The sequence below is a fragment of the Wujia chipingensis genome (assembly GCF_014337155.1).
GTDB lineage: Bacteria > Bacillota > Clostridia > Lachnospirales > Lachnospiraceae > Coprococcus_C > Coprococcus_C hominis.
This window is the reverse complement of record NZ_CP060632.1, coordinates 2,340,987-2,364,267: the sequence shown is the minus strand read 5'-3', so window position 1 is coordinate 2,364,267 and position 23,281 is coordinate 2,340,987. Positions and strand designations below refer to the sequence as shown.

The window sequence follows — 23,281 nt, the reverse complement described above, 5'->3', positions numbered from 1 at the left end:
AGGAATCGTCATGGATTTACGGGTTGGAGTGTCCGCGGTTGTTATGAACTGGCTGATTATGTTATATTTCATTATTTTATTTGCGGAACGCGTACAGAGCATCGTGCGTTCTATAAGGGATAAGGACGTGAAACTGTTCGGAAGCGGCTTCAATAGTTATGTGTATCTGGCTGTGTTCTTATCGCTTGCTGCATTTCTTGTTTTATTGGCAGTGGGGAATGCAGCGTTCCTAAAATCATTATTTACGCTGGATATAAATGTGTATCATTCCATTGATTACCGGATGCTTTCCATAACCGCAGGAGTCATTCTTGTGTCCGGAATGGTACATACGGAATATACGATTCCGGGAATCCAGTTTGCATCTTACGGAATGCTGATTGCGGCTTTGGTTATCAAGACGGCATGCGTAAACGCACAGGCGGAAGATCGTGTATTGTTATGGATGTCTTTAATCTACCTGATATTATTTTCCATGGCAATTCCGGTCATGTATCATTCGGAAATTGAGAAAGCCATCCTCTTTCATGTGATAGAGGCGGTTGTTTCACTTGCACTTGTTGCAGCGTTCGCAGTCTTGATGTACAAAGTGCTGATAGGAAATGCAGTCAATCTATTCTATGTAATTCCGGTAGCCATTGCCGTAATCGGAGATACAATTATCGTGGCGATGCGTTGGAAAGAAAAGGTGAATGGCTTTGTTCTGATATTCCTGATCGCAGCGTCGGTCATGTGGATTGCCGGAAGGATCGCGGCAGCGGTGCGCCTGCATGGATAGGATATAAAAGTTGTTGATAAAGATAGAATGAAACTGTTGTCAATGTTAAGTTATGCAAGCATTGGCAGCAGTTTTTTGTGTGTACAGCTTTGTCGAAGTATGATAGAATCAGACATAAGTATGTAATCATTTTCTAAGAGAAAATAGGGAGGAACGAATGAAAGAATTATTGCAGTTTTTATTAGGAATCGTACTTACAATCATCGGGGTGATCATCTTCTTGCAAAACGTTGTCGTGAGCAGCTTCACTTTATTTTACCGCATGGGGCGTGTGAATGTAGGTGGGATTCTGATCGTTCTGATCGTAGTTGCATTTATCGCATTTATCGTAAAACCGAATATGCTGACCGGACTTTCACTGATCGGATTGTGCATTACATTTTTTGTATGCCTTGTCATTTCACTGAACATATCCATGCGTTATATGTCCGGTCTGGAGCTGGCACTGATCCTCGGCACAATCGGCGTCGGTGTCGGATTCATCATCAAGGGCTTGCTTGGCGTGAACAAGGCAGACAAGCAAAACAAGAAAAATAAATAATTTGGCTGGACTTTTACATCTGGCAACAAGGTAAAAAGAATGGTTCAATAAAAAAATAGAGGAGAAACTTGCAAAACGTATTGTGAATTGTATATATATGGAAGTGCCACATTCTGATAATATAAATATGTTTGAAACGTAGAAGTACTTGATGTTCTGTAAGTAAAATAGCAATGTTTGAACACGATGTTCAAACAAACCGCCACTGAGCCATGGATGGCGAATTGGCGGTGGTTGCGTTCGGTATCAGAAGGTAAATCAGAACATCTAGAACTTCTTGGTTTCAATACATCTTATATTATCAGAATGTGGCACGGACATATACACAATTCACAATATGTTTCGCAGAACAAAAACAGATGATTTTAAATGTTGAGAACTTAACGCACGGTTTTGGCGATCGTGCAATCTTTAATAATGTATCATTCCGCCTGCTTGCGGGCGAGCATATCGGTCTGGTCGGCGCGAATGGCGAAGGAAAAAGTACGTTCATGAATATCGTGACCGGCACACTTGCACCGGATGAAGGCAAGGTGGAATGGAACAAACATGTGCGGGTTGGATATCTGGATCAGCATGCCGTGCTGGAGAAGGGCATGACGATCGAGGATGTTCTGAAGTCCGCTTTTTCGTATCTATTTGATATGGAGCAGAATATTAACGAGATTTATGAGAGCATGGCAGATGCGACGGACGATGAAATCGCGGAGATGATGGAAGAGGTTGGTACGCTGCAGGATATGCTGACGAACCACGATTTTTATATGATCGATGCGAAGGTCGAACAGGTGGCGCGGGCACTTGGACTTCTGGAACTGGGGCTTGACCATGATGTGACGGATTTAAGTGGCGGACAGCGTACGAAGGTACTGCTTGCGAAGCTGCTTTTGGAGAAACCGGAAATCCTGCTTTTGGACGAGCCGACGAACTATCTCGATGCGGAGCATATTGAGTGGCTGAAGCGGTATCTGCAGGAGTATGAGAATGCATTTATCTTAATCAGCCATGATATTCCATTTTTAAATGATGTTGTAAATATCATCTATCATATGGAGAATCAGGAGCTGAACCGCTACGTCGGAAACTACGATAAGTTCTTGGAAGTTTATGAGGCGAAGAAGGCACAGCAGGAGGCAGCCTACCGGAAACAGCAACAGGAAATCAATGAGCTGAAGGATTTCGTGGCAAGAAACAAAGCGCGGGTTGCCACAAGAAATATGGCGATGTCGAGACAGAAGAAGCTTGACAAGATGGACGTGATCGAGCTTGCCAAGGAGAAACCAAAGCCGGAGTTTTATTTCAAGGAAGCCCGGACACCGGGCAAGATGCTGTTTGAGACAGAGGATCTTGTGATTGGATACGATAAGAATGCACCGCTTTCCAAGCCGATCAATCTGCGGATGGAGCGCGGCGAGAAGATTGCAATTATTGGAACAAATGGAATTGGTAAAAGTACGTTGTTGAAGAGTCTGCTCGGTATTGTTCCGGCGTTATCCGGCAAGGTTGAGTTGGGCGACTATCTGTACAAGGGATATTTTGAACAGGAGATGGCAGGCACGGACAATACCTGTCTGGAGGAGATCTGGCAGGAATTTCCGGGATATTCCCAGTACGAGGTGCGTTCGGCACTGGCAAAATGCGGACTCACGACGAAGCATATCGAGAGCAAGGTGCGGGTCTTAAGTGGTGGAGAGCAGGCAAAGGTACGTCTGTGTAAGCTTATCAACCGGGAGACAAATCTTCTGATCTTAGATGAGCCGACGAACCATCTGGACGTGGAAGCGAAGGACGAGTTAAAGCGTGCTTTGAAAGAGTATCACGGTTCGGTGCTGCTGGTGTGTCATGAGCCGGAATTTTATTCGGATATTGTGACGAAGGTATGGAATCTGGAAGAGTTCAGCCGTCTGGCTGTATAGAAAATAAAACTTGCTATCCCTGTGAAAAGGAAATATGATGAAACGTAAGTGTCAAGTAGAGGAGGAATTTGCCGGATGGCATCGAATAGAAGAATCTTAACGAAATTAGCCGGGGAACTGCAGGCAACACGGACAGGAATGGGAAGCCAGCTGCATGGCGTGTACCGGGGATATACATATGTCGTGAAACCGGGTACCGGTTCCGGCAAAAAAATGATGATGGTTGCATTTTCGGTTTCCAACGATCAGACACCAGCATCTGTCGATGTGTGGGGAACGATGCGCGCGGTACTTCCGAGCGGCGGCAGGATCATACCGAAAGGATTTAGCATTGCGGTATATGTTCCGGTTCGTGGTGGCACAAAAAAGAACGTGCAATTGATCAAGAATCTGATAGAAGGTATGATCACGCAATTTGAACGATATCAATATTATAATTGTGATGCCAGGGGCGTGCAGGGGCCAACGAATGTCTATCAGGTGGAGGATGGCTATTCCTTTTTAAATGAGGAATCTGCGAAGATGACGGAATATGCGTTGAAACTGAACCAGGAAGAGGATTATGTTGTGCGTGAAAATTATGCACTCGGTCTGCTCGGAGCGATTGGTGGTGGCGTTCTGGGTGCGCTGTTGATTTTCCTGATCGCACGCATTGGATTCGTGTCAAGCTATGCCGGGCTTGCGATGGGAGTCGCGGTTATCTATGGATATAAGTGGAAAGGCGAAAAGCTGTCGACCATAAGTTTTCTGTTGTGTGTTGCGGTATCAGCTGCATGGCTATATCTGGCATTCCGGGTAGACATGGCAATGGCGATACAGGCGTCTAAACTTTCAGATTACTACTATAGAGCTTCTTCGTTCCAAAGCTGTTTTGTACATGCGAAGGAGCTTATGAGATGGTCTGGCAACATGGATATCTATTATGAAAGCCTTATCAAAATGATGGCGTTTGGTATGGTCGGCGTTCTGGCATTTGGCTTTACAGAAATACAGGGGCAGCGGAAAAAATATAAGATGAAAAAAATGTAGAATACGATAGAAGAAAGACGTGATCCGAAAAAAGTTGGCAAATATGCTTCAAAATCATGAGAAAAACGAAATTTTTTGTGCAATTTCGAGGTGATCACGGACAGATTCGTCAAAATTCATATAAAAATTTCATATAATCAAAAAAAATTGCTAATATATCCAAAAATATTCTATTCTTTCCGGACCTCATTCCAAATATAATGAATTTAGTCAATGAGACAGGGAATGATTCAAAAAAAATGTACAAAATGAACAAAAAGTACGAAGGAACATTTCAACAAGTATTTCATTCATAGGAGGAAAGAGTATGAAGAAGAAAAAAATCTTAGCTGTAATCGCAGCAGCAACAATGGCACTGTCAATGGTAGGATGTGGATCATCAGGTGGAGGTTCTTCATCAAGCGGAGTTGCAAACAAGGATAAGCCGCTTGTATGGTACAACCGTCAGCCTTCTAACTCATCAACAGGAGAGCTTGACAAAACAGCCCTTAACTTTAACAAAGATACTTACTATGTAGGTTTCGATGCGAATCAGGGTGCTGAGCTTCAGGGTGAGATGGTACTTGACTACATCAAGAAGAATGCAGCAACGATCGACCGTAACGGTGATGGCGTAATCGGATATGTACTCGCAATCGGCGATATCGGACATAACGATTCCATCGCACGTACAAGAGGTGTCCGTTCCGCACTTGGAACAGGCGTTGATGCAAATGGCGCAGTTGATTCAGCACCAGCCGGTACAAACGTAGATGGATCTGCAAAGGTTGTTCAGGATGCAACACTGGAAGTAGATGGAAAGAAATACACAATCCGTGAGCTTGCTTCCCAGGAGATGAAGAACTCTGCAGGTGCTACATGGGATGCAGCAACAGCAGGTAACGCAATCGGTACATGGACAGCTTCTTTCGGTGATCAGATCGATGTAGTTGTTTCTAACAACGATGGTATGGGAATGTCAATGTTCAACGCTTGGGCAAAGGACAACAAGGTTCCTACATTTGGATACGATGCAAACAGCGATGCAGTAGCAGCTATCGCAGAAGGCTACGGCGGAACAATTTCACAGCATGCAGACGTTCAGGCTTACCTTACACTCCGTGTTCTTCGTAACGCACTTGACGGCGTAGATGTAGACACAGGTATCGGTACAGCAGATGAAGCTGGTAACAAGCTTGATGAGGGTGTTGATTACAGATACTCAGCAGAAGAGAGATCTTACTACGCTTTGAACATTGCAGTAACAGCAGATAACTACCAGGATTTCACAGATTCAACAAAGGTTTATGACAAGGTTTCTAAGCAGCTCGATGCTAGCAAGAGCCCAGAGAAGAAGGTATGGCTTGATATCTACAACGCTTCTGATAACTTCTTAAGCTCAACATACCAGCCACTTCTTCAGAATTACGATGATCTTCTGAACCTGAAGGTTGATTACATCGGTGGTGATGGTCAGACAGAGTCTAACATCACAAACCGTCTTGGTAACCCTGGTGAGTACGATGCATTTGCAATCAACATGGTTAAGACAGACAACGCAGCATCTTACACATCAATTCTTAACAAGTAAGAGAACTGATTGAACGAACGGTAAATGATTTAACCAAAGAAGGGTGTCACCTAAAATTGATACCCTTCTTTTTAAGAAAGGGAAGTAGAGATATGGCAGATGATAAGAATAAATACATCTTATCGATTCATGGCATGAGTAAATCATTCGGAAGAAACAAGGTTCTTAACCACATTGATTTGAATGTGAAGCCAGGATCCATCATGGGACTTATGGGTGAGAATGGTGCCGGAAAATCGACAATGATGAAATGTCTCTTCGGAACCTATCAGAAGGACGAAGGAACAATCGTATTAGATGGCAAGGAAGTTAATTTCTCTGGACCAAAGGATGCACTCGAAAACGGAGTTGCAATGGTACATCAGGAATTAAATCAGTGTCTGGAAAGAAATGTAATTGATAATTTGTTCCTCGGTCGATACCCAAAGAATTCGCTTGGTGTGGTCGATGAGGGCAGAATGAAAAAAGAAGCATCTGATCTGTTCAGAAAGCTTGGAATCACAGTGAACCTTACGCAGCCGATGAAGAAGATGTCTGTATCAAAGCGTCAGATGTGTGAGATTGCGAAGGCAATTTCATACAATTCAAAGGTAATTGTACTTGATGAGCCGACTTCATCCCTGACAGCACCGGAAGTAGCAAAGCTCTTCAAGATGATGCGTCAGCTTAAGGATCAGGGAATCTCCCTGATTTATATCTCCCATAAGATGGACGAGATCTTCGAGATCTGCGACCAGATTTCCGTATTGCGGGATGGCAGCCTCGTAATGACGAAGGACAGCAAAGATACAAACATGAACGAACTCATATCAGCCATGGTAGGCCGTTCTCTGGATAACAGATTCCCGCCGGTTGATAATACACCGGGAGAGACGATTCTCTCCGTGCAGAACCTTTCAACAAAATATGCACCGAAGCTCCAGAATATCTCCTTCGATGTGAAAAAAGGCGAGATATTTGGTTTGTATGGATTGGTCGGTGCAGGTCGTACAGAGCTTCTTGAGACGATATTTGGTATGCGTACGAGAGCAGCCGGAAACGTTATCTATGATGGTAAGATGATGAATTTTGCATCTCCGAAGGATGCGATGAATCATGGATTTGCCCTCATTACAGAGGAGCGTAAGGCAAATGGTCTGTTCTTAAAAGCAGATATAACATTTAACACAACCATTGCAAATATGAATCATTATAAGAGTGGACTTGCACTCTCACATGATGACATGGTGCGGGCAACCGCAGAGGAAATCAAGGTCATGCATACGAAATGTATGGGACCGGATGATATGATTGCAAATCTGTCTGGTGGTAATCAGCAGAAGGTAATCTTCGGTAAATGGTTGGAGCGGTCTCCGAACATCTTTATGATGGACGATCCGACAAGAGGTATTGATGTTGGAGCAAAATATGAGATTTACGAGTTGATCATTAACATGGCAAAGCAGGGTAAGACAATTATTGTTGTTTCTTCTGAGATGCCGGAGATTCTCGGAATCACAAACCGTATTGGCGTTATGTCGAATGGCCATCTGGCAGGTATTGTCAATACGAAGGAGACAAATCAGGAAGAATTATTAAAGCTTAGTGCGAAATATTTGTAATAGAGAGGAGTTTTGGCGATGGCAGATAAAAGTATGATCCTTTCGGCAGAAGCGGAAGCAGCGCTTTTGAAACCGATTGATGAATATGTAGGAAAAATACAGAAGCAGATCGATGCACTTCGTGTAGATGGATCTGACAAGGTTCGAAGCTTAAAGAACCATATCGCAATTGCGAAGGAAGATAAGAATTTAACAAAGGAAGAGAGAGCAAAGATTATTGCGAAGGATAAGGCGGACTTAGAGAAAGCAAAATCTGTAGAATCTGCAAATAAGGATAAGGTATCCAAGCTCATTTCCGATGCAGAGAGCTATCTCTCCAAGCATTACAAGAGTGACTACTATGAGAAGGTAGTTGCGAGCTGTGAGGCAGAGAAGGCAGCAGAGAATGCCTCTTATGACAAGATTGTGGCAACCATTAAGACAGAGCACGAGCAGGCTTTGGCAAAGCTTTCTGATTCTGAGGAAATCAAGGATGAGAAGTATGTATATCGTAACCGCCTGTTCGATGCACAGATGACACATGAGTCTAAATTGCAGGAAATCAAGGATAGAAAGCACGATGCATTTGCACATAAGTTTCATTTGATCGATCTGCTCCGTATGTCTAAGTATACATTTGGACAGAAGCAGGCACAGAAGGTAGAAAACTACAAATACACATTCAATACAACACAGTTTATGTATAAGAATGGTCTGTACATTGTAATTTTACTCATCTTTATTGCATTGTGTATCATCACACCGATTGTAAAGCATACACAGCTTTTGACACTGACAAATATCCTGAATATTTTGCAGCAGGCTTCGCCTCGTATGTTCTTAGCCCTTGGTGTTGCCGGCCTGATTCTGTTAACAGGTACCGACCTTTCCATCGGACGTATGGTAGGTATGGGTATGGTAACCGCAACTATCATCATGCACAGCGGTGTAAATACCGGTGGCGTATTCGGACATATCTTTGATTTTACAGGTATTCCGGTAGCGGGCAGAGCAATTATTGCACTTGTTGCATGTATCATACTTACAACCGTATTTGCAAGTATTGCCGGTTTCTTCATGGCGAAGTATAAGATGCATCCATTTATTTCGACAATGGCGAACATGCTGATTATCTTCGGACTTGTAACATATGCAACAAAGGGTGTATCCTTCGGTGCAATCGAGTCAAGCATTCCGAACATGTTTATTCCAAATCTTGGTGGATTCCCAACCATCATTATCTGGGCAGTTGTAGCAATCATCGTTGTATGGTTCATCTGGAACAAGACAACATTTGGTAAGAACCTTTACGCTGTTGGTGGTAATCCGGAAGCAGCTTCTGTATCTGGTATTTCCGTATTCAAGGTAACAATGGGAGCATTCATCTTAGCAGGTATCCTTTATGGATTTGGTTCATGGCTTGAGTGTAACCGTATGGTTGGATCCGGTAGTGCCGCATATGGACAAGGCTGGGATATGGATGCGATTGCAGCCTGCGTAGTAGGTGGTGTATCCTTCACAGGTGGTATCGGTAAGATCTCCGGTGTTGTAACTGGTGTACTGATCTTCACATCCCTTACATACTCTCTGACAATCCTTGGTATTGATACAAACCTTCAGTTTATCTTCGAAGGTATTATCATCCTTGCAGCTGTAACACTTGACTGTCTGAAGTATGTTCAGAAGAAGTAATCAAAGGAATCAAATAAAGTTGTAAACGAAGGAAGGGTCGCCTTGTCTATCGAAGAGGATGGAGAGGCGGCTTTTCCTGTATATTGTATATAATGTCAAAACGCAATAAAACAGTGCCACATATATACTGGTTTTATTTTGCGTTTTTAATATATGAATTGGAGTAGGAAGTAAGCTGGTTGGAGTAAAAACTTGAAAATGAGGGAAAATCCCCCAATAAGGCAGGAGTAGGAAACAAGTCAGTTGGAGCAAAAACTTGAAAATGAGGGGAACTCCCCCAATGGAACAAGAGCAGGAAGCAAGCTGGTTGGAGCAAATTCTCGAAATAGAGGAAAAATCCCCAATGGAACAAGAGTAGGAAACAAGTCAGTTGGAGCAAATTCCCCAAATAGAGGAAAAATCCCCAATTGAGCAATAGAAGGAAGCAACCAGCTAGATATTTAGGTATCTTTATAGTGATAACTTTGGTATAATAAGGACAATAAAACAACAAAGAACAATAAGAATTGCCGGGTAGTTCGGAAGCATCCTAACCAAAGACCAGATGCTTCCGAACTACCCGGCAGGCGATAACAAGTGGGGTGCAACATGGAAAAATATAAAGTGCTTTTGGTGGATGACGAAGCAGAAGTCATCGAAGTAATTGAACAACGCATACAATGGGACGACCTTGGATTTACCGTCGTTGGAAACGCAACCAACGGAGTGAAAGCACTTGAACTGGTAGAGAAGCTTCAACCGGATGTCGTAATTACAGATATCAAGATGCCATATATGGATGGATTGGAGTTATCCCGTCGTTTAAACCGGGATTACCAGAACATTCACATCATTATTTTTACCGGGTTTGATGAGTTTGAATATGCAAAGGAAGCGGTGCATCTGGAGGTTGAGGAATATATGCTGAAACCGATAAATGCAACGGAACTGTCTGATTGCCTGAAACGTCTGAAGGACACACTGGACCGGGAACGGGAAGAAAAACTGAATGTAACACGTCTGGAGAATTATTTCAATGCAGCACTTCCGGTACTGCAGAATAACTTCTTTGTATCTCTCATTGAGGGACGGGTGACAGAAGAAAACTGCGGGAAATTTTTTGCCGCGTATCAGATTGATATGAAAGGACCATATTATGGATGTGCAATTTTCCACACTTCGGAACATCATGTGCCGGACGGTATGAATCCGTTGCTGCTTGCGATGTCTGTTGAACATGAGATCAAGGAACGGCTTGCGACAGAGTGGAAGAGCCGGGTATTCTCTTATCTTGGCAATACACTGATGCTGATAGAGCTTTCATCGGAGGACGCGATTGTGCAGTTTACGGATTCGTGTGATCGATTCTGCAAATGGGCTTATCGTGTGATGGGGGCGGTGGTTACGGCAGGTATCGGTCGTGTATGCGACAATATGGCGAATATTAAAACGTCTTACGATGGTGCCAGAGAGGCAGTATCATACAGGGTACTGTATGGAACGAAACGCGCGATCAATATTGCCGAGCTTGCACCGAAGGAACAGGAAACGACCTTGCAGCCGGAAGATACAAGAATGCATGATTTGTTCAAAGCCATTCATTTAGGGTTAAAGGAAGAGATTGAGAAGGTCGTTGTAAACGAAATAGAAAAGCTGCACAGCAATGCACAGACGGTCAGTCAGTATAATCTTGCAATCATGGAGATGGTGGGAGCATTTTACAGGTTTTGTGCAAATAATTTCCTTGATTTTAATGATTATCTGCACGGAATCCAGAATCCTTACGAGACGATTCCGCAGATGGATGAGAGTACACTTACGGCATGGATGCAGGGAGTTTCCGTAGAGCTTGGGGAACAGTTGAAAAATGCTCGAAACAGTACATCGAGACGGCTTGTGACCGATGCGCAGAATCTTGTACGTGAGCGCTATATGGAGCCGGATTTGTCATTGGACACGATCTGCTCTGTGCTCGGGGTATCGAATTCGTATTTTTCGTCGGTGTTCAAGAAGGAGACAGGAAAAGCGTTTATTACGTATCTGACGGATTACCGGATGGATCATGCGGCAACACTGATACTGGAAACAAATGAGAAGAGCTATCAGATCGCTGAGCGAGTGGGATATTTGGATGCGAATTATTTCAGTTATGTATTCAAGAAACGATTTGGCGTGTCACCGTCGAAGTACCGGGCACAGCATACGAATCAGTAAGAAAAAAATAGGGGAAATGGATTGAAAACAAGAGAGATGGGAAAATTGCAAAAGAAGGAAAGCTGGCTTCAAAAGTGGATGAAAAAGCAGGGCTGGACACATCATAGGAGATTTATCGGACTGGATATCCAGTCAATCATTATGGCGGTTCTTACTGCACTTACGTTGATTACGACAATTACAATTGGCCTGCTTTTGTATAATCGTTTTAAAATGGCGATGAAGCAGACGGCTGTGTCGAATGCAGAGAGTATGGTCGAAAGCACGGTGGATAAGCTGGATGCGGAGTTGTTGAATGTCCGTCAGATAATGAATGCAGTGAATTATAATATCATTCAGGAAAATGATATCTCCAGTGATGATTTTAACCGCCAGTTCAGTCTGCTTTATGAAATCAACACAGACAAGGTTCAAAGCATGGCGCTGTATGACAGCAATGGTGCACAGCTTATGGCGGAGCCGGTTTCGGAACGCAAGAAGGGCGTAAAGGCATCCGAACAGGACTGGTATACAAACGCAGAGGAGGAGATTGAGAATGTGCATTTCTCCCTGCCGCATATTCAGAATCTGTTTGAGGATGGCACATACCGGTACTACTGGGTTATTTCCCTCAGCCGTTCCGTGGATATTAACGATGGGGAAAAACCGCGCAGCGGTGTACTGCTGGTAGATATGAAATATTCTGTGATATCAAATACGATGAAGCGGATCAATGAGTCCTCAAACGGTATTTATTATTACCTTTGCAGCCGGGATGGACAGATGATTTACCATCCGAGACGTGCAGATATTGACCGTGGATATTTTTCGGAAAACTGTGAGATGACATCGCAATTAGAAGACGGAACGTATGAGCTTTCGCTGAACGGTAGACCGGGAAATGTTGTTGTGAGTAGTGTGGCATATACCGGCTGGAAGCTGGTCGGTGTGATTCCGGAGCGTGTACAGACAGCAAATATCAACCGGTTCCGGTATTATATTATCACAGCCATTCTGATTTTGATGATGATGCTGCTCGAAGTAAACCGGATCATATCAAGAAAGATTTCACGTCCGATTCTGCGGCTGAATGAGTCAGTCAAGGCATATGAGACAGGCGGGGATACGGATATCTATATTGGCGGTTCCTCGGAGATCAGGCATCTCGGATATTCGGTCAAGAAGTCCTATGAACAGATAGAGAATCTGATGCAGGAGATTATCCGGGAACAGACTGAACGCAGAAAGAGTGAGATGGATGCACTGCAAAGTCAGATCAATCCACATTTCTTATATAATACACTCGAGTCGATTACATGGATGGTTGAGGCACAGAAGAATAAGGAAGCGGTTCTCATGATTTCGGAGCTTGCCAGACTGCTTCGGATCAGTCTGTCAAAGGGCAGAACCGTAATCCGGATCGCGGATGAGCTGCAGCACAGCCGAAGCTATATGAATATCCAGCTTGTTCGCTATAAGGAGCGGTTCCAGGTGAAGTTTGATATCGACGAGGAAGTCAACGATTATTGTACGGTCAAGCTCATCGTACAGCCGATCTTGGAAAATGCAATCTATTATGGGGTTGGAAATATGGACGAGGATGACGGCGGAATGATTACGGTAAGCGGTGAGAAAAAGGGAGATGATATCTATCTCTCGGTCGAGGATAATGGCATGGGTATGAGTGAGGAAACGGTTGAAAATGTCCTCAAGGATAACAATAAAGTACCAAAGCATGGTTCCGGGGTAGGACTCATCAATGTGCACAACCGGATTCAGTTGATGTTTGGTAACGAATATGGTCTTCTTGTTTACAGTGAGCCTGATGAAGGAACGAAGATTGTGATACACATTCCGGCAATTCCGTTTACGGAGGAGAACCGGCAGCAGCTCGAGGCGCAGAGCTATAGAAATGGGAGGGCTACAGATGAAACGAGATAAATTAACATTTCTCATTGCAGAGCTTATTCTGATTGTCCTCGCAGCCTTCTTCATACATAAAATCTTCCAGGAGGATGTCGCTCAAAAGCGTGTAGCGGTTATCCTGCAGAATTCCGGTGACACCCGGTGGGAGGGTGTAATCAATGGATTAAAGCAGTCTGCGAAAACCAATAATCTTCATCTGATTATCTGTAATACGGATGATATTGTAAGCGCGCAGGACGAGCGGGAGCTGATCGAGGAACAGCTGGAAAACGATGTGGATGCATTTATCCTGTGCCCGGCACCAGGCACAGATACGAAGGATATGTTAGACTGGCTCGGCGAGCAGAAGAAGCCATTTGTACTTCTGACAGAAGATGTTTATACCGGTGAACAGCCAGAGGCAAGCGGGTATGCGACAGTCAAACCGGATAATTACCAGATTGGATACACACTTGGCACGCAGCTTATTACGCAGGACGAAGATGGGCTGAAAGGAAAAAGGATTGGCGTGATTGCCGGACGATCCAAGACGGAGGCAAGTGTGAATCGTATCCAGGGACTGAAGGACGCATTGGAGAAACAGGATTGCGAGATTGCATGGGAGTATAATGAAGAAAGTGACACGGATATCTGTGCGGTTGTTGATGCACAGGAGTCCGTCGATTATATGGTGGTAATGGATACACAAGCCTTGGATACGCTGGGTGAACACGCGGAAAATGGTGTGTATAAGGATGCGAAGATCTTTGGCGTTGGTACGAGCATGAAATCGATTGCACTGCTCGATGCAGGACAGGTGCAGTGTCTGGTAATCCCGGATGGATACGGGATTGGTTATGAGAGTGTCGAGGAAATTGAAAAAGAACTGACACGGACATTTTACACGTTGAAGAGCCATGAGAAGGAAGTAAAAGTTATTTATAAAGAAGATTTGTTCTCGGATGAGATAGAAAGGTTTTTGTATTCGTATGAGTAGAAGAGACGTAAAGAAGAATATGATAGCATGGTTGTGCGTGTGGGTATTTTTGATTTCACTGACAGGCTGCGGAAAGCAGGACACAAAAGCCGATCATATGTTGCGTGTTGGTGTCGTGACATATACACCGGACGACCCGTTTATCAATGCAATGACAGATATAATAAAAAGTAATCTGAAAGCAAAAGAGAGCAATACGATGAAGGTAATCGTATCTGTAAGAAGCGGCGACAATGACCAGCAGGAGCAGGACGAGATCGTTGAGGAAATGATTGACGCCGGATGTGATGTTTTGTGCGTGAATCTGGTTGACCGGACAGCCCCGTCGAATATTGTCCGTATGGCGCGGCAGAATGATATTCCGGTTATTTTCTTTAACCGGGAACCGGTGCAGGAGGATCTTCTTCAGTGGGATAAGCTTTTCTATGTTGGCTGTGATGCAGCACAGTCCGGTGAGATGCAGGGCGAGATCGCAGCGGAATATATTAAGAATCACCCGGAGGTCGATAAGAATGGCGATGGGAAGATCCAATATGTGCTTTTAGAAGGGGAAGCCGGACATCAGGATGCAATCAGCCGGACAGACCTGTCGGTTAAGACGATGATTGAGAATGAAATAGAACTGGAAAAACTCAGTTATCAGTTTGCAGACTGGAACCGCGCACAGGCGGAAAACCGGGTGAGTCAGTTGATCGATCAGTATGGTTCTGAGATTGAGTTGATTTTATCGAACAATGATGAGATGGCGCTGGGGGCTGTTGAGGCGTACAAAAATGCCGGCTACAGGCAGGCGGAGCGGCCGATTATTTTCGGCATTGATGGTCTGACCGATGCATTGGAGGCAGTGGAACATGGTACGATGCAGGGAACGGTCTATAACGATAAGGAAGATCAGGCGAGGATGATCGCACTTTTGACGGTCGCATTGTTTCAGGGAAGCGATATCGAAGGGTATGGACTGGAGGATGACATCTATTATATGTCACAATATCGTAAGGTTGATGGGGACAACGTAGATACATTCCTTGGAAAGTAAGGAAGGCTGCAACTGGAATTATGCAGAAAATGAATGCACGGATGAATGAATGGATGTATGACTGAATGCGCTGAAGACTAAATGCGTGGATGAATGGACGCACGGATGAATGGATGCGTGGATAAATAGATGCAGATGTTGATTGGCAGTATAAAGGAAACGGAGAACAGCTATGCAGGAGACATGGTTAGAGCAATTTTACAACGAAATGGACGCGGAGAAGCGGCTGGACATATTGAATACGAATGCAGATAAAACTGTGAACGCAAGTGAAATAGCAAATCATTCTGCGGGAAAGCCGGAGGAAGTGGATGCGGCGTTTATAAAGAAACTCTGGGTGGCGCGTTACGGAAAGCGCAAACCGAAGACCGATGCATTCGTCGGGTATCTGATGCAGCTCAAATACATTGCGGAGAGTGGGGCAAATGATATCGGTGGACAGAAGCGCAAGCAGGCAGTTGAGACCGTCTCCGGACTGTGCCTGTTTGATGCAGACAAGCGGCCGGAAGCCGAACAGGAAATTCTGCTGTCTGAGATGACGCATGCATTCCGGAAGTTTATTGATGTAAGCAGAAACGGCAGAGGCTTTACGTCGATCGTTTTCGGTATGGGGCAGTTATCCGATGAGGGCGTGGCAAAGAAAATCGCAGAACAGATTAGTGCGATTGCATTTACCGCGCCGCACATGTTGCATATGGAGAAGGAATTTGCATTGCTGCAGGAGGCCGCAAAGCGGGCATTCCGGGAGGAATACCCGAACCGGGAGCATTTCCTGAAGAAACTGTAATCTGAAATTAGGCAAGGGGTTGTCTCTTTCTGTATTGGGAAGGAGAGACTCCTTTTTGTTTGCGAAACAGCCGGCTGAAGTAGAGCTGGTCATCGTATCCGACGATCTTCGCAATCTCGTAGATGGAATAATTGGTCTGTTCCAGAAGAATCTGCGCATTGTTGACGCGCAACGATACGATAAACTGCATCGGTGTCATGCCGGTGTATTTCTTGAAGTTCCGGATAAACCAGCTCACACTCATGCCCCTTGTCTGGGCGTAATTTTCTATACTGATATCCTGATTGTAATTCTCATTGAAATAGGTAACAGCACTGTGCATCTCCCGATCCAGATATTCGTTTTTCAGAATGTGCTCGCGCGTGAGTTCCCGTTGAAACACAATAAGCAGATGGCGAAGCAGCAGGGCGAGCATTTCCTCATAGTGATCCTGACAACGCTGCAATTCCTGTATGATCTGTTTGAACAGCCGCTCGTACTCGAGCGAGGAACCGACGGGGAAAACTCTCTGGTTATCTTGCAGACCATAGCTTCGCAGAATATTTTTTACATCGGAACCCGTGAAGTGAATCCAGTAAACTTCGGTTTTATCTTCGCCATAATATTCGTATTTCTGTAATTCCTTTGGACGGAACAACACCATATTTCCGGCAGGGACGATCGTCTCATTTTCCGGTTTATCGAAATGAAAATGTCCAAGCCCGGACGAGATATAGATAATTTGATAATCCAAACGTCCCTTTGGACGGTAGGTCGGCATCTTCGGATCATCGGTCAGACGATAAATGCCACAGCTCCCGACGACGAGCGGACGGCTCTTGTCCTTGAAATCCTGATGAGAATGATTTAAGTAACCGGTATTGATATACATAGGGACACCTCCTATTGTTTATTGTATCATGTCGCCTGCGGCTCCATGTTTGTATTCGCATTATGCTGGTATGTGCAAGCACATCCCATCGCAATGCTCATTGTATCATTTCGTCCATATTTTGTCCATTCCTGTTCATAGACTTTTTGTACGGAAATCAGTATTATAATATCAGACAATACGGAAAGACAGAAAATATGAACGGTTCATAGACAACAAAAAAATACATATATAGGAGGACGATTTATGATTGTGCCACGTTATTATGAAGATTTGGATTTCTTACATGAACATACAATGCCGCCAAGAGCGTATTATATACCAGCTTCCCACCGAATGGAGGATCTGGTAGAGCATCGGGAGGCATCCGACCGCGTACAGATGTTAAACGGGATGTGGAAATTCCGGTATTTTGAGAGCATCTATGATGTGAGGGATGCATTTTATGAGAGCGGTTATGATACGTCGGATTTTGATGAGATTCCCGTGCCTGGTGTCTGGCAGATGGCAGGCTATGACACGCATCAGTACACGAATTTCCGCTATCCATTTCCGTTTGATCCGCCGTATGTGCCGCAGGATATTCCGTGTGGTGCGTATGTGCATACGTTTTCTTATGCGAAGGATGAGAAGGCTCCGAAGGTGTACCTGAACTTTGAGGGCGTGGATAGCTGCTTTTATGTATGGGTGAATGGCACCTATACCGGATACAGTCAGGTGTCCCATGCAACGAGCGAGTTCGATGTGACAGACGTGATAGAAGAGGGCGAGAATACGATTGCCGTACTTGTCTTGAAATGGTGCGATGGTTCGTATCTCGAAGATCAGGATAAGTTCCGGATGAGCGGTATCTTCCGGGATGTCTATCTTCTGAAGCGGCCGGAAAAGGCGGTGCAGGATTATCGGATCACGACGGAAATCACGGAAGCGTGTGCGAAAATTACATTGGATATCAGCTACTATCAGGAGACTCCGGTTACCGTATCCGTGGAGGATGCGGCAGGGACTGTGGCTGCACAGGCAGTAATCAGCAAGGCGGGAACTGTGACATTGGAGATTGCGAACCCGGAGCTTTGGAATACGGAACATCCGTATTTATACACGCTTATCCTGCAAAATGCGGATGAGACAATCGAGGATGCAATCGCTTTGCGCACGGTAGCAATACAGGAGCGGGTGTTATATTTCAATGGACAGGCAATCAAGCTGCGCGGTGTGAACCGGCATGACTCGGATCCGGTCACAGGATTTACAGTTGATGTTGCAAAGATCAGGAAAGATCTTGTCTTGATGAAAGAGCACAATTTCAATGCGATTCGTTCGAGTCATTATCCGAATGCACCGTATTTTTATCAGATGTGCGACCGCTATGGATTCCTCGTGTGCGATGAAGCAGATATCGAGGCACATGGACCATTTATGCTGTACCGCAAGGAGGATACAGACTACAACCGCTTCAAAAAATGGAACGAGAAGATTGCAGATGATCCGGCATGGGAGCAGGCGATTCTCGATCGCGTGAAGCGTATGGTTGCGCGTGATAAAAACCGCTTCTGTATCATTTTCTGGTCGATGGGAAATGAGAGTGCGTATGGATGCAATTTTGAAAAGGCGCTTGCATGGACAAAGAAATACGATCCATCCCGTATCACGCAGTATGAGAGTGCGCGGTATCGGAATTACGATGTGACGTATGATTACTCAAATCTTGATCTGTACAGCCGGATGTACCCGGCACTTTCCGAGATCGAAGAGTATCTCGAGAAGGATGGCAGCAAACCGTTTCTGCTTGTGGAATATTGCCATAGCATGGGGAACGGGCCCGGCAATCTGGAGGATTATTTCCAGATAATCCAGAAGGATGCACGGATGTGTGGCGGATTCGTCTGGGAGTGGTGCGATCATGCGATTGCGCACGGACAGGCGGAAAATGGAAAGACGAAATATTATTATGGCGGCGATCACGGCGAGACAATCCATGATGGAAATTTCTGTATGGATGGACTGGTGTACCCGGATCGTACACCACATACAGGATTGCTTGAATATAAGAATGTGTACCGTCCGGTGCGTGTTGTATCTTATGATGAGAAGACCGGCAGACTTGTGTTGCATAACTATATGGATTTTGATGATATAAGCGATTATGCAGACATCTTGTATGAAATAACTGTGGATGGTCTGTGCGTGCAAAAGGGTGTGCTGGATGAGGTATCGATCGCACCGCACAGCGACGGTGTGATGACGCTCAAGTTGGACATTCCGCAGAGCGGCAAGGTGTATCTGAAGCTCCGGTATCAGTTGAAAAAAGAACTTCCATTGCTTCCGGCAAAGCATGAATTAGGATTTGATGAGGTGCTGCTTGCCAATGTCGATGGCAGAAACCAGACGGCAGTCAAATGGCTGGCAGAAGCGGAAGAGAAAAATGAGATCAGCGTCAGCGAAACCGATACAGAGATCACATTAAAGGCGAGCGATTTCACATATGCAATCAGCAAACGAACCGGACTTTTTACGAAGCTTCAATATGCAGGACGGGACTATCTGAACCATTCGATGGAACTGAACATCTGGCGGGCACCGACGGATAATGATATGTATATCCGCGCAAAATGGGAAAACGCACATTTTCACGAGGCGTACACAAGAGCGTATAAGGTGGAGACAATTCAGAACCAGTACGGCGTGATTGTGATGAGTCATGTCGGCGTTGTAGCACCAACGGTACAGAAGATTCTGGATGTCGAGCTCGTGTGGAAGGTGGAAAGTTCAGGAAGAATTACCGCATCCATGGAGGTAAGCAAGGATGCAGAGTTCCCAGAACTTCCGAGATTCGGTGTGCGTGTATTCTTCAACAAGAATCTTTCTGAGGCTTCGTATTATGGCATGGGACCGCAGGAGAGCTACCGTGACAAGCACAGAGCTGCGAGTCATGGATTGTATCGCAGTGCGGTGAAGGATCTGCATGAGGACTACATTATGCCACAGGAAAATGGCAGTCATTTCGATTGTGATTATGTCGAACTGTACAACGGCCGGTATGGAATCGCGGCAGCGTCTGAGACACCATTTTCATTTCAGGCGTCAAACTACACACAGGAAATGCTGGCACAGGCAAAACACAATTATGAATTGGAAGAATCGGACAGTACGGTATTATGTATTGATTATGCGTTAAATGGCATTGGCTCCAACAGCTGTGGACCGGAGGTGCTTGCGGCATATCGATTCGATGAGAAGGAATTTCAGTTTGGGTTTACACTTGTTCCGTATGTGAAGGGATGATATGAGGAGAAAAGCTATGGAAGAGAAAAAATATTTAAAATGGTATAACAAGGTGGGCTACGGTTCCGGCGATATTGCCGGAAATGTAGTGTATGCATTTTTGACATCGTTTGTCATGATCTATCTGACCGAGACGGTTGGGCTTGCGTCCGGAATAGTTGGAACTTTGATCGCATTTTCGAAGTTGCTGGATGGATTTACAGATGTTTTCTTTGGTTCACTGATCGACAAGACACACAGCAAGCTTGGGAAAGCACGTCCGTGGATGCTGTATGGATATATCGGCTGCGCAGTCACGCTGGTTGCATGCTTTGCGGTACCGACAAGCCTTGGCAAGACAGCACAGTATACGTGGTTCTTTCTGGCATACACACTGTTAAATGGCATTTTTTACACGGCAAATAATATCGCGTATTCGGCACTTACATCGCTGATAACGAAGAACAGCAAGGAACGTGTACAGATGGGGTCTTACCGGTTTATCTTCGCATTTTCGACAAGTCTTTTGATCCAGTCGATTACCGTTGGATTTGTTGACCGCTGTGGTGGTGATGCGGCGGCATGGAGACTGGTTGCAATCATTTATGCAGTCATTGGACTGGTTGTAAATACGATTTCCAGTCTCTCAGTGAAGGAGCTTTCAGAGGAAGAGTTGAACGAGGGCAAAACGCAGGATAATGAAGAAAAATATGGACTGATTCAGGCGTTCAAGCTGCTTGTGAAGAACAAATATTATATGATGATCTGTGGGACATATATCTTACAGCAGTTGTACAGTGCGATGATTGGTGCTGGCTTGTTTTATATGACATGGGTGCTCAAAAATAAAAACCTCTTCGGATGGTTTGCATGGGCGGTCAATATTCCTCTGATTATTGCGTTGATCTTCACGCCGACATTGGTAGGAAAATGGAAGGGCATGTATAAATTAAATATGCGAGGCTATATGCTTGCTGTAATTGGCAGGGCACTGGTTGTCGTGGCAGGTTATATCGGCAATGTGCCATTGATGCTTGTATTTACAGCTGTTGCTGCGCTCGGTCAGGGACCGTGGCAGGGCGATATGAATGCCATGATCGCATCCTGTTCGGAATACACCTATCTCACACAGGGAAAGCATGTCGATGGAACGATGTATTCCTGCACGTCATTGGGCGTGAAGATTGGTGGCGGTATCGGAACTGCGGTTGTTGGATGGCTGATGGAATTGAGCGGCTATGTTGGCAAAAATACGACACAGCCGCAGTCTGCATTGGATATGATGCAGTTTATGTACTTGTGGCTGCCGTTGATCTTCGATGTATTGATTCTGGTTATTCTTTCCAAGATGAATGTGGAAGCAGAAAACGAGCGGATAAAATTGCAGCGGGGTATTGGTTCGGATATCCGTCATGAGATATAGGAAGCTGGAACGCAAACAAAAAGCTGGGACAAAAATCCCAGCTTTTTATGCTTATGTAATTACTTGCGCAACAATTTACCCACGCAACAGCAATTCTTTCTCGATCATCTTTCCATTCCGGTAGTAGAATCTTGGAACTCGCTTGCTGACGGCACAGGTTAATTCGTATGGAATCGTGTTTGCCAGAGCTGCCATAACGTTGATGGAATTCTTCTTTCCGAAGATTTCAATCTCGCTTCCGACATCGATTTGCATCTTGTCAGTCAGATCAATCATACACATGTCCATGCAGATCTTTCCGCGCTGTGGAACTGGACCTTCGTCCGACATTAGCGTGCAGCGATTGGACAGGGCACGGAAGAATCCATCGGCATAGCCGTAAGGGATGACACCCATACGCGTTGTCTTGTCCGTTACATAGATGCCGCCGTAGCTGATTGCGGTACCAGTCGGATAGGTCTTGATCGTGCTGACAGTCGTCTTTAAGCTCATGACTGGCTGGAGTCCAAGCTCATCTGCGAATTCACCATAGCCATATAACAAAAGTCCCGGTCTTACCATATCGAGCCATGTTTCCGGGTAGCGTGCAACCGCACCGGTATTGGCACAGTGGCGGATGGCGAACCGTCTGCCGAGCTTTTCCTCGACGCTTTTGATCACGTCAGTAAATAATTGGAACTGATGCTCCGTGTAGGCTTTGCATGCATCGCCTGGCTCATCCGACACAGCAAAATGTGTAAAGATACCTTCGGCGTAAAGCCCCGGAAGCGAGCAGCCCTCACAGATACCTTCCACACCAGTATCAAAATAATCCCCGTCGCACAGATATCCCAGACGGGACATTCCAGTGTCAACCTTGATATGAATCTTCAATGTGCCACCGCATTTCACGGCTTCTTCGCTGTATTCAAGTGCCTTTGCTTTACAGGTGACAGCCTGTGTGATGTTGTACTCAATCAGGCGGCTGACCTGCTCCTTTGGCGTATGTCCAAGAATCAGAATCGGCATGGTAATGTCATTTAAGCGAAGCTCAATCGCTTCGTCGATGCTGCTGACCGCCAGATAATCAGCACCAAGCTCCTGCAGCAGGCGGCTGACCTGTACGGAGCCATGTCCGTAGGCATCTGCCTTGACAACGCCTAAAAATTTGACATTTGCGCCAATGCGGTCACGCAATGTTTTATAGTTATGAGCAAGGGCATCTAAGTCGATTTCAGCCCATGTTCGTTTCAATGTGGAATCCATCTTTCGCACCTCGATTATGCAATATTTTTATACCTATTCTAGCACAAACCGACAAGAGATTCCATAGATGGATGCAGGAAAATGAATCAGTTTCTTTTTTGTTTAGAAAATATGCTTCCGTATGCTATAATGATAAAAGTATAATTTATAAGAACGAAACATATGGGAGGAATACGCGTGATTACAGGCGATGTGATATTTGATTTACCATTTTATAATGCAAAAGGAATTCTGACGGGGGGCGATATTTATGGACCGCGGTACCGGATCGCAAAGCTCACGGTCGAGCATGAACCCGTGGAGGAAGGTGGCGAGACGACTTCCGAGAATTTCTTTGAAGTGTGTATATGGCATGCAAGTACCTGCTATGAGAAGACACCGGAGGAGCAGATCACAAGGAAAACATTTCCGTTTGATGCAGAGGGAAGGGAAGCTGTGCTTGCATGGTTGAATGAACAGATACCGGAGAGGTGAG

17 protein-coding genes are annotated in these 23,281 nt (G+C 45.0%); 15 read left to right on the top strand and 2 right to left on the bottom strand.

Annotated features, from left to right (window positions below):
* Nucleotides 1-10 precede the first annotated feature (10 nt).
* The 12 genes from H9Q76_RS10950 to H9Q76_RS10895 all read left to right on the top strand — a co-directional run bounded on the left by H9Q76_RS10950 (nucleotide 11) and on the right by H9Q76_RS10895 (nucleotide 16,003).
* The gene (locus H9Q76_RS10950; RefSeq protein ID WP_249321098.1) at nucleotides 11-778 is read left to right on the top strand and encodes a hypothetical protein; all 768 of its coding nucleotides are present in this window, start codon (nucleotides 11-13) and stop codon (nucleotides 776-778) included.
* Nucleotides 779-935: 157 nt separating this feature from the next.
* A complete protein-coding gene (locus H9Q76_RS10945) occupies nucleotides 936-1,319 on the top strand; it encodes a hypothetical protein (RefSeq protein WP_249321096.1) in 384 nt (127 codons plus the stop codon).
* A gap of 359 nt (nucleotides 1,320-1,678) precedes the next feature.
* Nucleotides 1,679-3,235: an ABC-F family ATP-binding cassette domain-containing protein gene (locus tag H9Q76_RS10940; protein WP_117781480.1), complete on the top strand. Its 1,557-nt coding sequence runs from the start codon at nucleotides 1,679-1,681 to the stop codon at nucleotides 3,233-3,235.
* A gap of 75 nt (nucleotides 3,236-3,310) precedes the next feature.
* A complete protein-coding gene (locus tag H9Q76_RS10935) occupies nucleotides 3,311-4,264 on the top strand; it encodes a hypothetical protein (protein ID WP_249321094.1) in 954 nt (317 codons plus the stop codon).
* A 307-nt stretch (nucleotides 4,265-4,571) separates the two neighbouring features.
* Nucleotides 4,572-5,834, top strand: coding sequence for a substrate-binding domain-containing protein (locus H9Q76_RS10930; RefSeq protein ID WP_117781478.1), 1,263 nt, complete (start codon nucleotides 4,572-4,574; stop codon nucleotides 5,832-5,834).
* A gap of 92 nt (nucleotides 5,835-5,926) precedes the next feature.
* Complete coding sequence (locus tag H9Q76_RS10925) at nucleotides 5,927-7,435, top strand: sugar ABC transporter ATP-binding protein (protein ID WP_117781477.1); 1,509 nt, start codon at nucleotides 5,927-5,929, stop codon at nucleotides 7,433-7,435.
* Nucleotides 7,436-7,453: 18 nt separating this feature from the next.
* Complete coding sequence (locus H9Q76_RS10920) at nucleotides 7,454-9,106, top strand: ABC transporter permease subunit (RefSeq protein WP_249321092.1); 1,653 nt, start codon at nucleotides 7,454-7,456, stop codon at nucleotides 9,104-9,106.
* Nucleotides 9,107-9,694: 588 nt separating this feature from the next.
* Nucleotides 9,695-11,299 carry a response regulator gene (locus H9Q76_RS10915; protein WP_117781475.1) on the top strand — a complete coding sequence of 535 codons (1,605 nt, stop codon included), beginning with the start codon at nucleotides 9,695-9,697 and terminating at the stop codon, nucleotides 11,297-11,299.
* 78 nt (nucleotides 11,300-11,377) lie between these two features.
* Nucleotides 11,378-13,219, top strand: coding sequence for a cache domain-containing sensor histidine kinase (locus H9Q76_RS10910; protein WP_118671657.1), 1,842 nt, complete (start codon nucleotides 11,378-11,380; stop codon nucleotides 13,217-13,219).
* The gene (locus tag H9Q76_RS10905; protein ID WP_118671640.1) at nucleotides 13,206-14,180 is read left to right on the top strand and encodes a substrate-binding domain-containing protein; all 975 of its coding nucleotides are present in this window, start codon (nucleotides 13,206-13,208) and stop codon (nucleotides 14,178-14,180) included. The genes H9Q76_RS10910 and H9Q76_RS10905 overlap by 14 nt, the downstream gene beginning before the upstream one ends.
* Nucleotides 14,173-15,216 (top strand): galactose ABC transporter substrate-binding protein, encoded by a 1,044-nt coding sequence (locus H9Q76_RS10900; protein WP_118671641.1) that lies wholly within the window; start codon nucleotides 14,173-14,175, stop codon nucleotides 15,214-15,216. The genes H9Q76_RS10905 and H9Q76_RS10900 overlap by 8 nt, the downstream gene beginning before the upstream one ends.
* A 172-nt stretch (nucleotides 15,217-15,388) precedes the next feature.
* Complete coding sequence (locus tag H9Q76_RS10895) at nucleotides 15,389-16,003, top strand: DUF6553 family protein (RefSeq protein ID WP_118671642.1); 615 nt, start codon at nucleotides 15,389-15,391, stop codon at nucleotides 16,001-16,003.
* Between the two features lie 7 nt (nucleotides 16,004-16,010).
* Here the strand turns inward: H9Q76_RS10895 and H9Q76_RS10890 are convergent, their stop codons facing one another.
* Nucleotides 16,011-16,874, bottom strand: coding sequence for an AraC family transcriptional regulator (locus H9Q76_RS10890; protein ID WP_118671643.1), 864 nt, complete (start codon nucleotides 16,872-16,874; stop codon nucleotides 16,011-16,013).
* Between the two features lie 246 nt (nucleotides 16,875-17,120).
* Here H9Q76_RS10890 and H9Q76_RS10885 point away from each other — a divergent pair, with 246 nt between their 5' ends.
* Both H9Q76_RS10885 and H9Q76_RS10880 read left to right on the top strand, forming a co-directional pair.
* Nucleotides 17,121-20,159 carry a glycoside hydrolase family 2 TIM barrel-domain containing protein gene (locus H9Q76_RS10885; protein WP_118671644.1) on the top strand — a complete coding sequence of 1,013 codons (3,039 nt, stop codon included), beginning with the start codon at nucleotides 17,121-17,123 and terminating at the stop codon, nucleotides 20,157-20,159.
* Between the two features lie 16 nt (nucleotides 20,160-20,175).
* The gene (locus H9Q76_RS10880; protein WP_021985028.1) at nucleotides 20,176-21,561 is read left to right on the top strand and encodes an MFS transporter; all 1,386 of its coding nucleotides are present in this window, start codon (nucleotides 20,176-20,178) and stop codon (nucleotides 21,559-21,561) included.
* Nucleotides 21,562-21,636: 75 nt separating this feature from the next.
* Here H9Q76_RS10880 and alr read toward each other — a convergent pair whose 3' ends face one another.
* Nucleotides 21,637-22,806, bottom strand: a complete 1,170-nt coding sequence (gene alr, locus H9Q76_RS10875; protein WP_118671645.1) for an alanine racemase — start codon at nucleotides 22,804-22,806, stop codon at nucleotides 21,637-21,639.
* A 177-nt stretch (nucleotides 22,807-22,983) separates the two neighbouring features.
* Here alr and H9Q76_RS10870 point away from each other — a divergent pair, with 177 nt between their 5' ends.
* Complete coding sequence (locus H9Q76_RS10870) at nucleotides 22,984-23,280, top strand: hypothetical protein (RefSeq protein WP_021985030.1); 297 nt, start codon at nucleotides 22,984-22,986, stop codon at nucleotides 23,278-23,280.
* Nucleotide 23,281: the final 1 nt, after the last annotated feature.

What these genes read in the sequence shown, in the direction of transcription:
- H9Q76_RS10950 (WP_249321098.1), top strand. Translation starts at nt 11, where the DNA reads ATGGATTTACGGGTTGGAGTGTCCGCGGTTGTTATGAACTGGCTGATT.
- H9Q76_RS10945 (WP_249321096.1), top strand. Translation starts at nt 936, where the DNA reads ATGAAAGAATTATTGCAGTTTTTATTAGGAATCGTACTTACAATCATC.
- H9Q76_RS10940 (WP_117781480.1), top strand. Translation starts at nt 1,679, where the DNA reads ATGATTTTAAATGTTGAGAACTTAACGCACGGTTTTGGCGATCGTGCA.
- H9Q76_RS10935 (WP_249321094.1), top strand. Translation starts at nt 3,311, where the DNA reads ATGGCATCGAATAGAAGAATCTTAACGAAATTAGCCGGGGAACTGCAG.
- H9Q76_RS10930 (WP_117781478.1), top strand. Translation starts at nt 4,572, where the DNA reads ATGAAGAAGAAAAAAATCTTAGCTGTAATCGCAGCAGCAACAATGGCA.
- H9Q76_RS10925 (WP_117781477.1), top strand. Translation starts at nt 5,927, where the DNA reads ATGGCAGATGATAAGAATAAATACATCTTATCGATTCATGGCATGAGT.
- H9Q76_RS10920 (WP_249321092.1), top strand. Translation starts at nt 7,454, where the DNA reads ATGGCAGATAAAAGTATGATCCTTTCGGCAGAAGCGGAAGCAGCGCTT.
- H9Q76_RS10915 (WP_117781475.1), top strand. Translation starts at nt 9,695, where the DNA reads ATGGAAAAATATAAAGTGCTTTTGGTGGATGACGAAGCAGAAGTCATC.
- H9Q76_RS10910 (WP_118671657.1), top strand. Translation starts at nt 11,378, where the DNA reads ATGAAAAAGCAGGGCTGGACACATCATAGGAGATTTATCGGACTGGAT.
- H9Q76_RS10905 (WP_118671640.1), top strand. Translation starts at nt 13,206, where the DNA reads ATGAAACGAGATAAATTAACATTTCTCATTGCAGAGCTTATTCTGATT.
- H9Q76_RS10900 (WP_118671641.1), top strand. Translation starts at nt 14,173, where the DNA reads ATGAGTAGAAGAGACGTAAAGAAGAATATGATAGCATGGTTGTGCGTG.
- H9Q76_RS10895 (WP_118671642.1), top strand. Translation starts at nt 15,389, where the DNA reads ATGCAGGAGACATGGTTAGAGCAATTTTACAACGAAATGGACGCGGAG.
- H9Q76_RS10890 (WP_118671643.1), bottom strand. Translation starts at nt 16,874, where the DNA reads ATGTATATCAATACCGGTTACTTAAATCATTCTCATCAGGATTTCAAG.
- H9Q76_RS10885 (WP_118671644.1), top strand. Translation starts at nt 17,121, where the DNA reads ATGATTGTGCCACGTTATTATGAAGATTTGGATTTCTTACATGAACAT.
- H9Q76_RS10880 (WP_021985028.1), top strand. Translation starts at nt 20,176, where the DNA reads ATGGAAGAGAAAAAATATTTAAAATGGTATAACAAGGTGGGCTACGGT.
- alr (WP_118671645.1), bottom strand. Translation starts at nt 22,806, where the DNA reads ATGGATTCCACATTGAAACGAACATGGGCTGAAATCGACTTAGATGCC.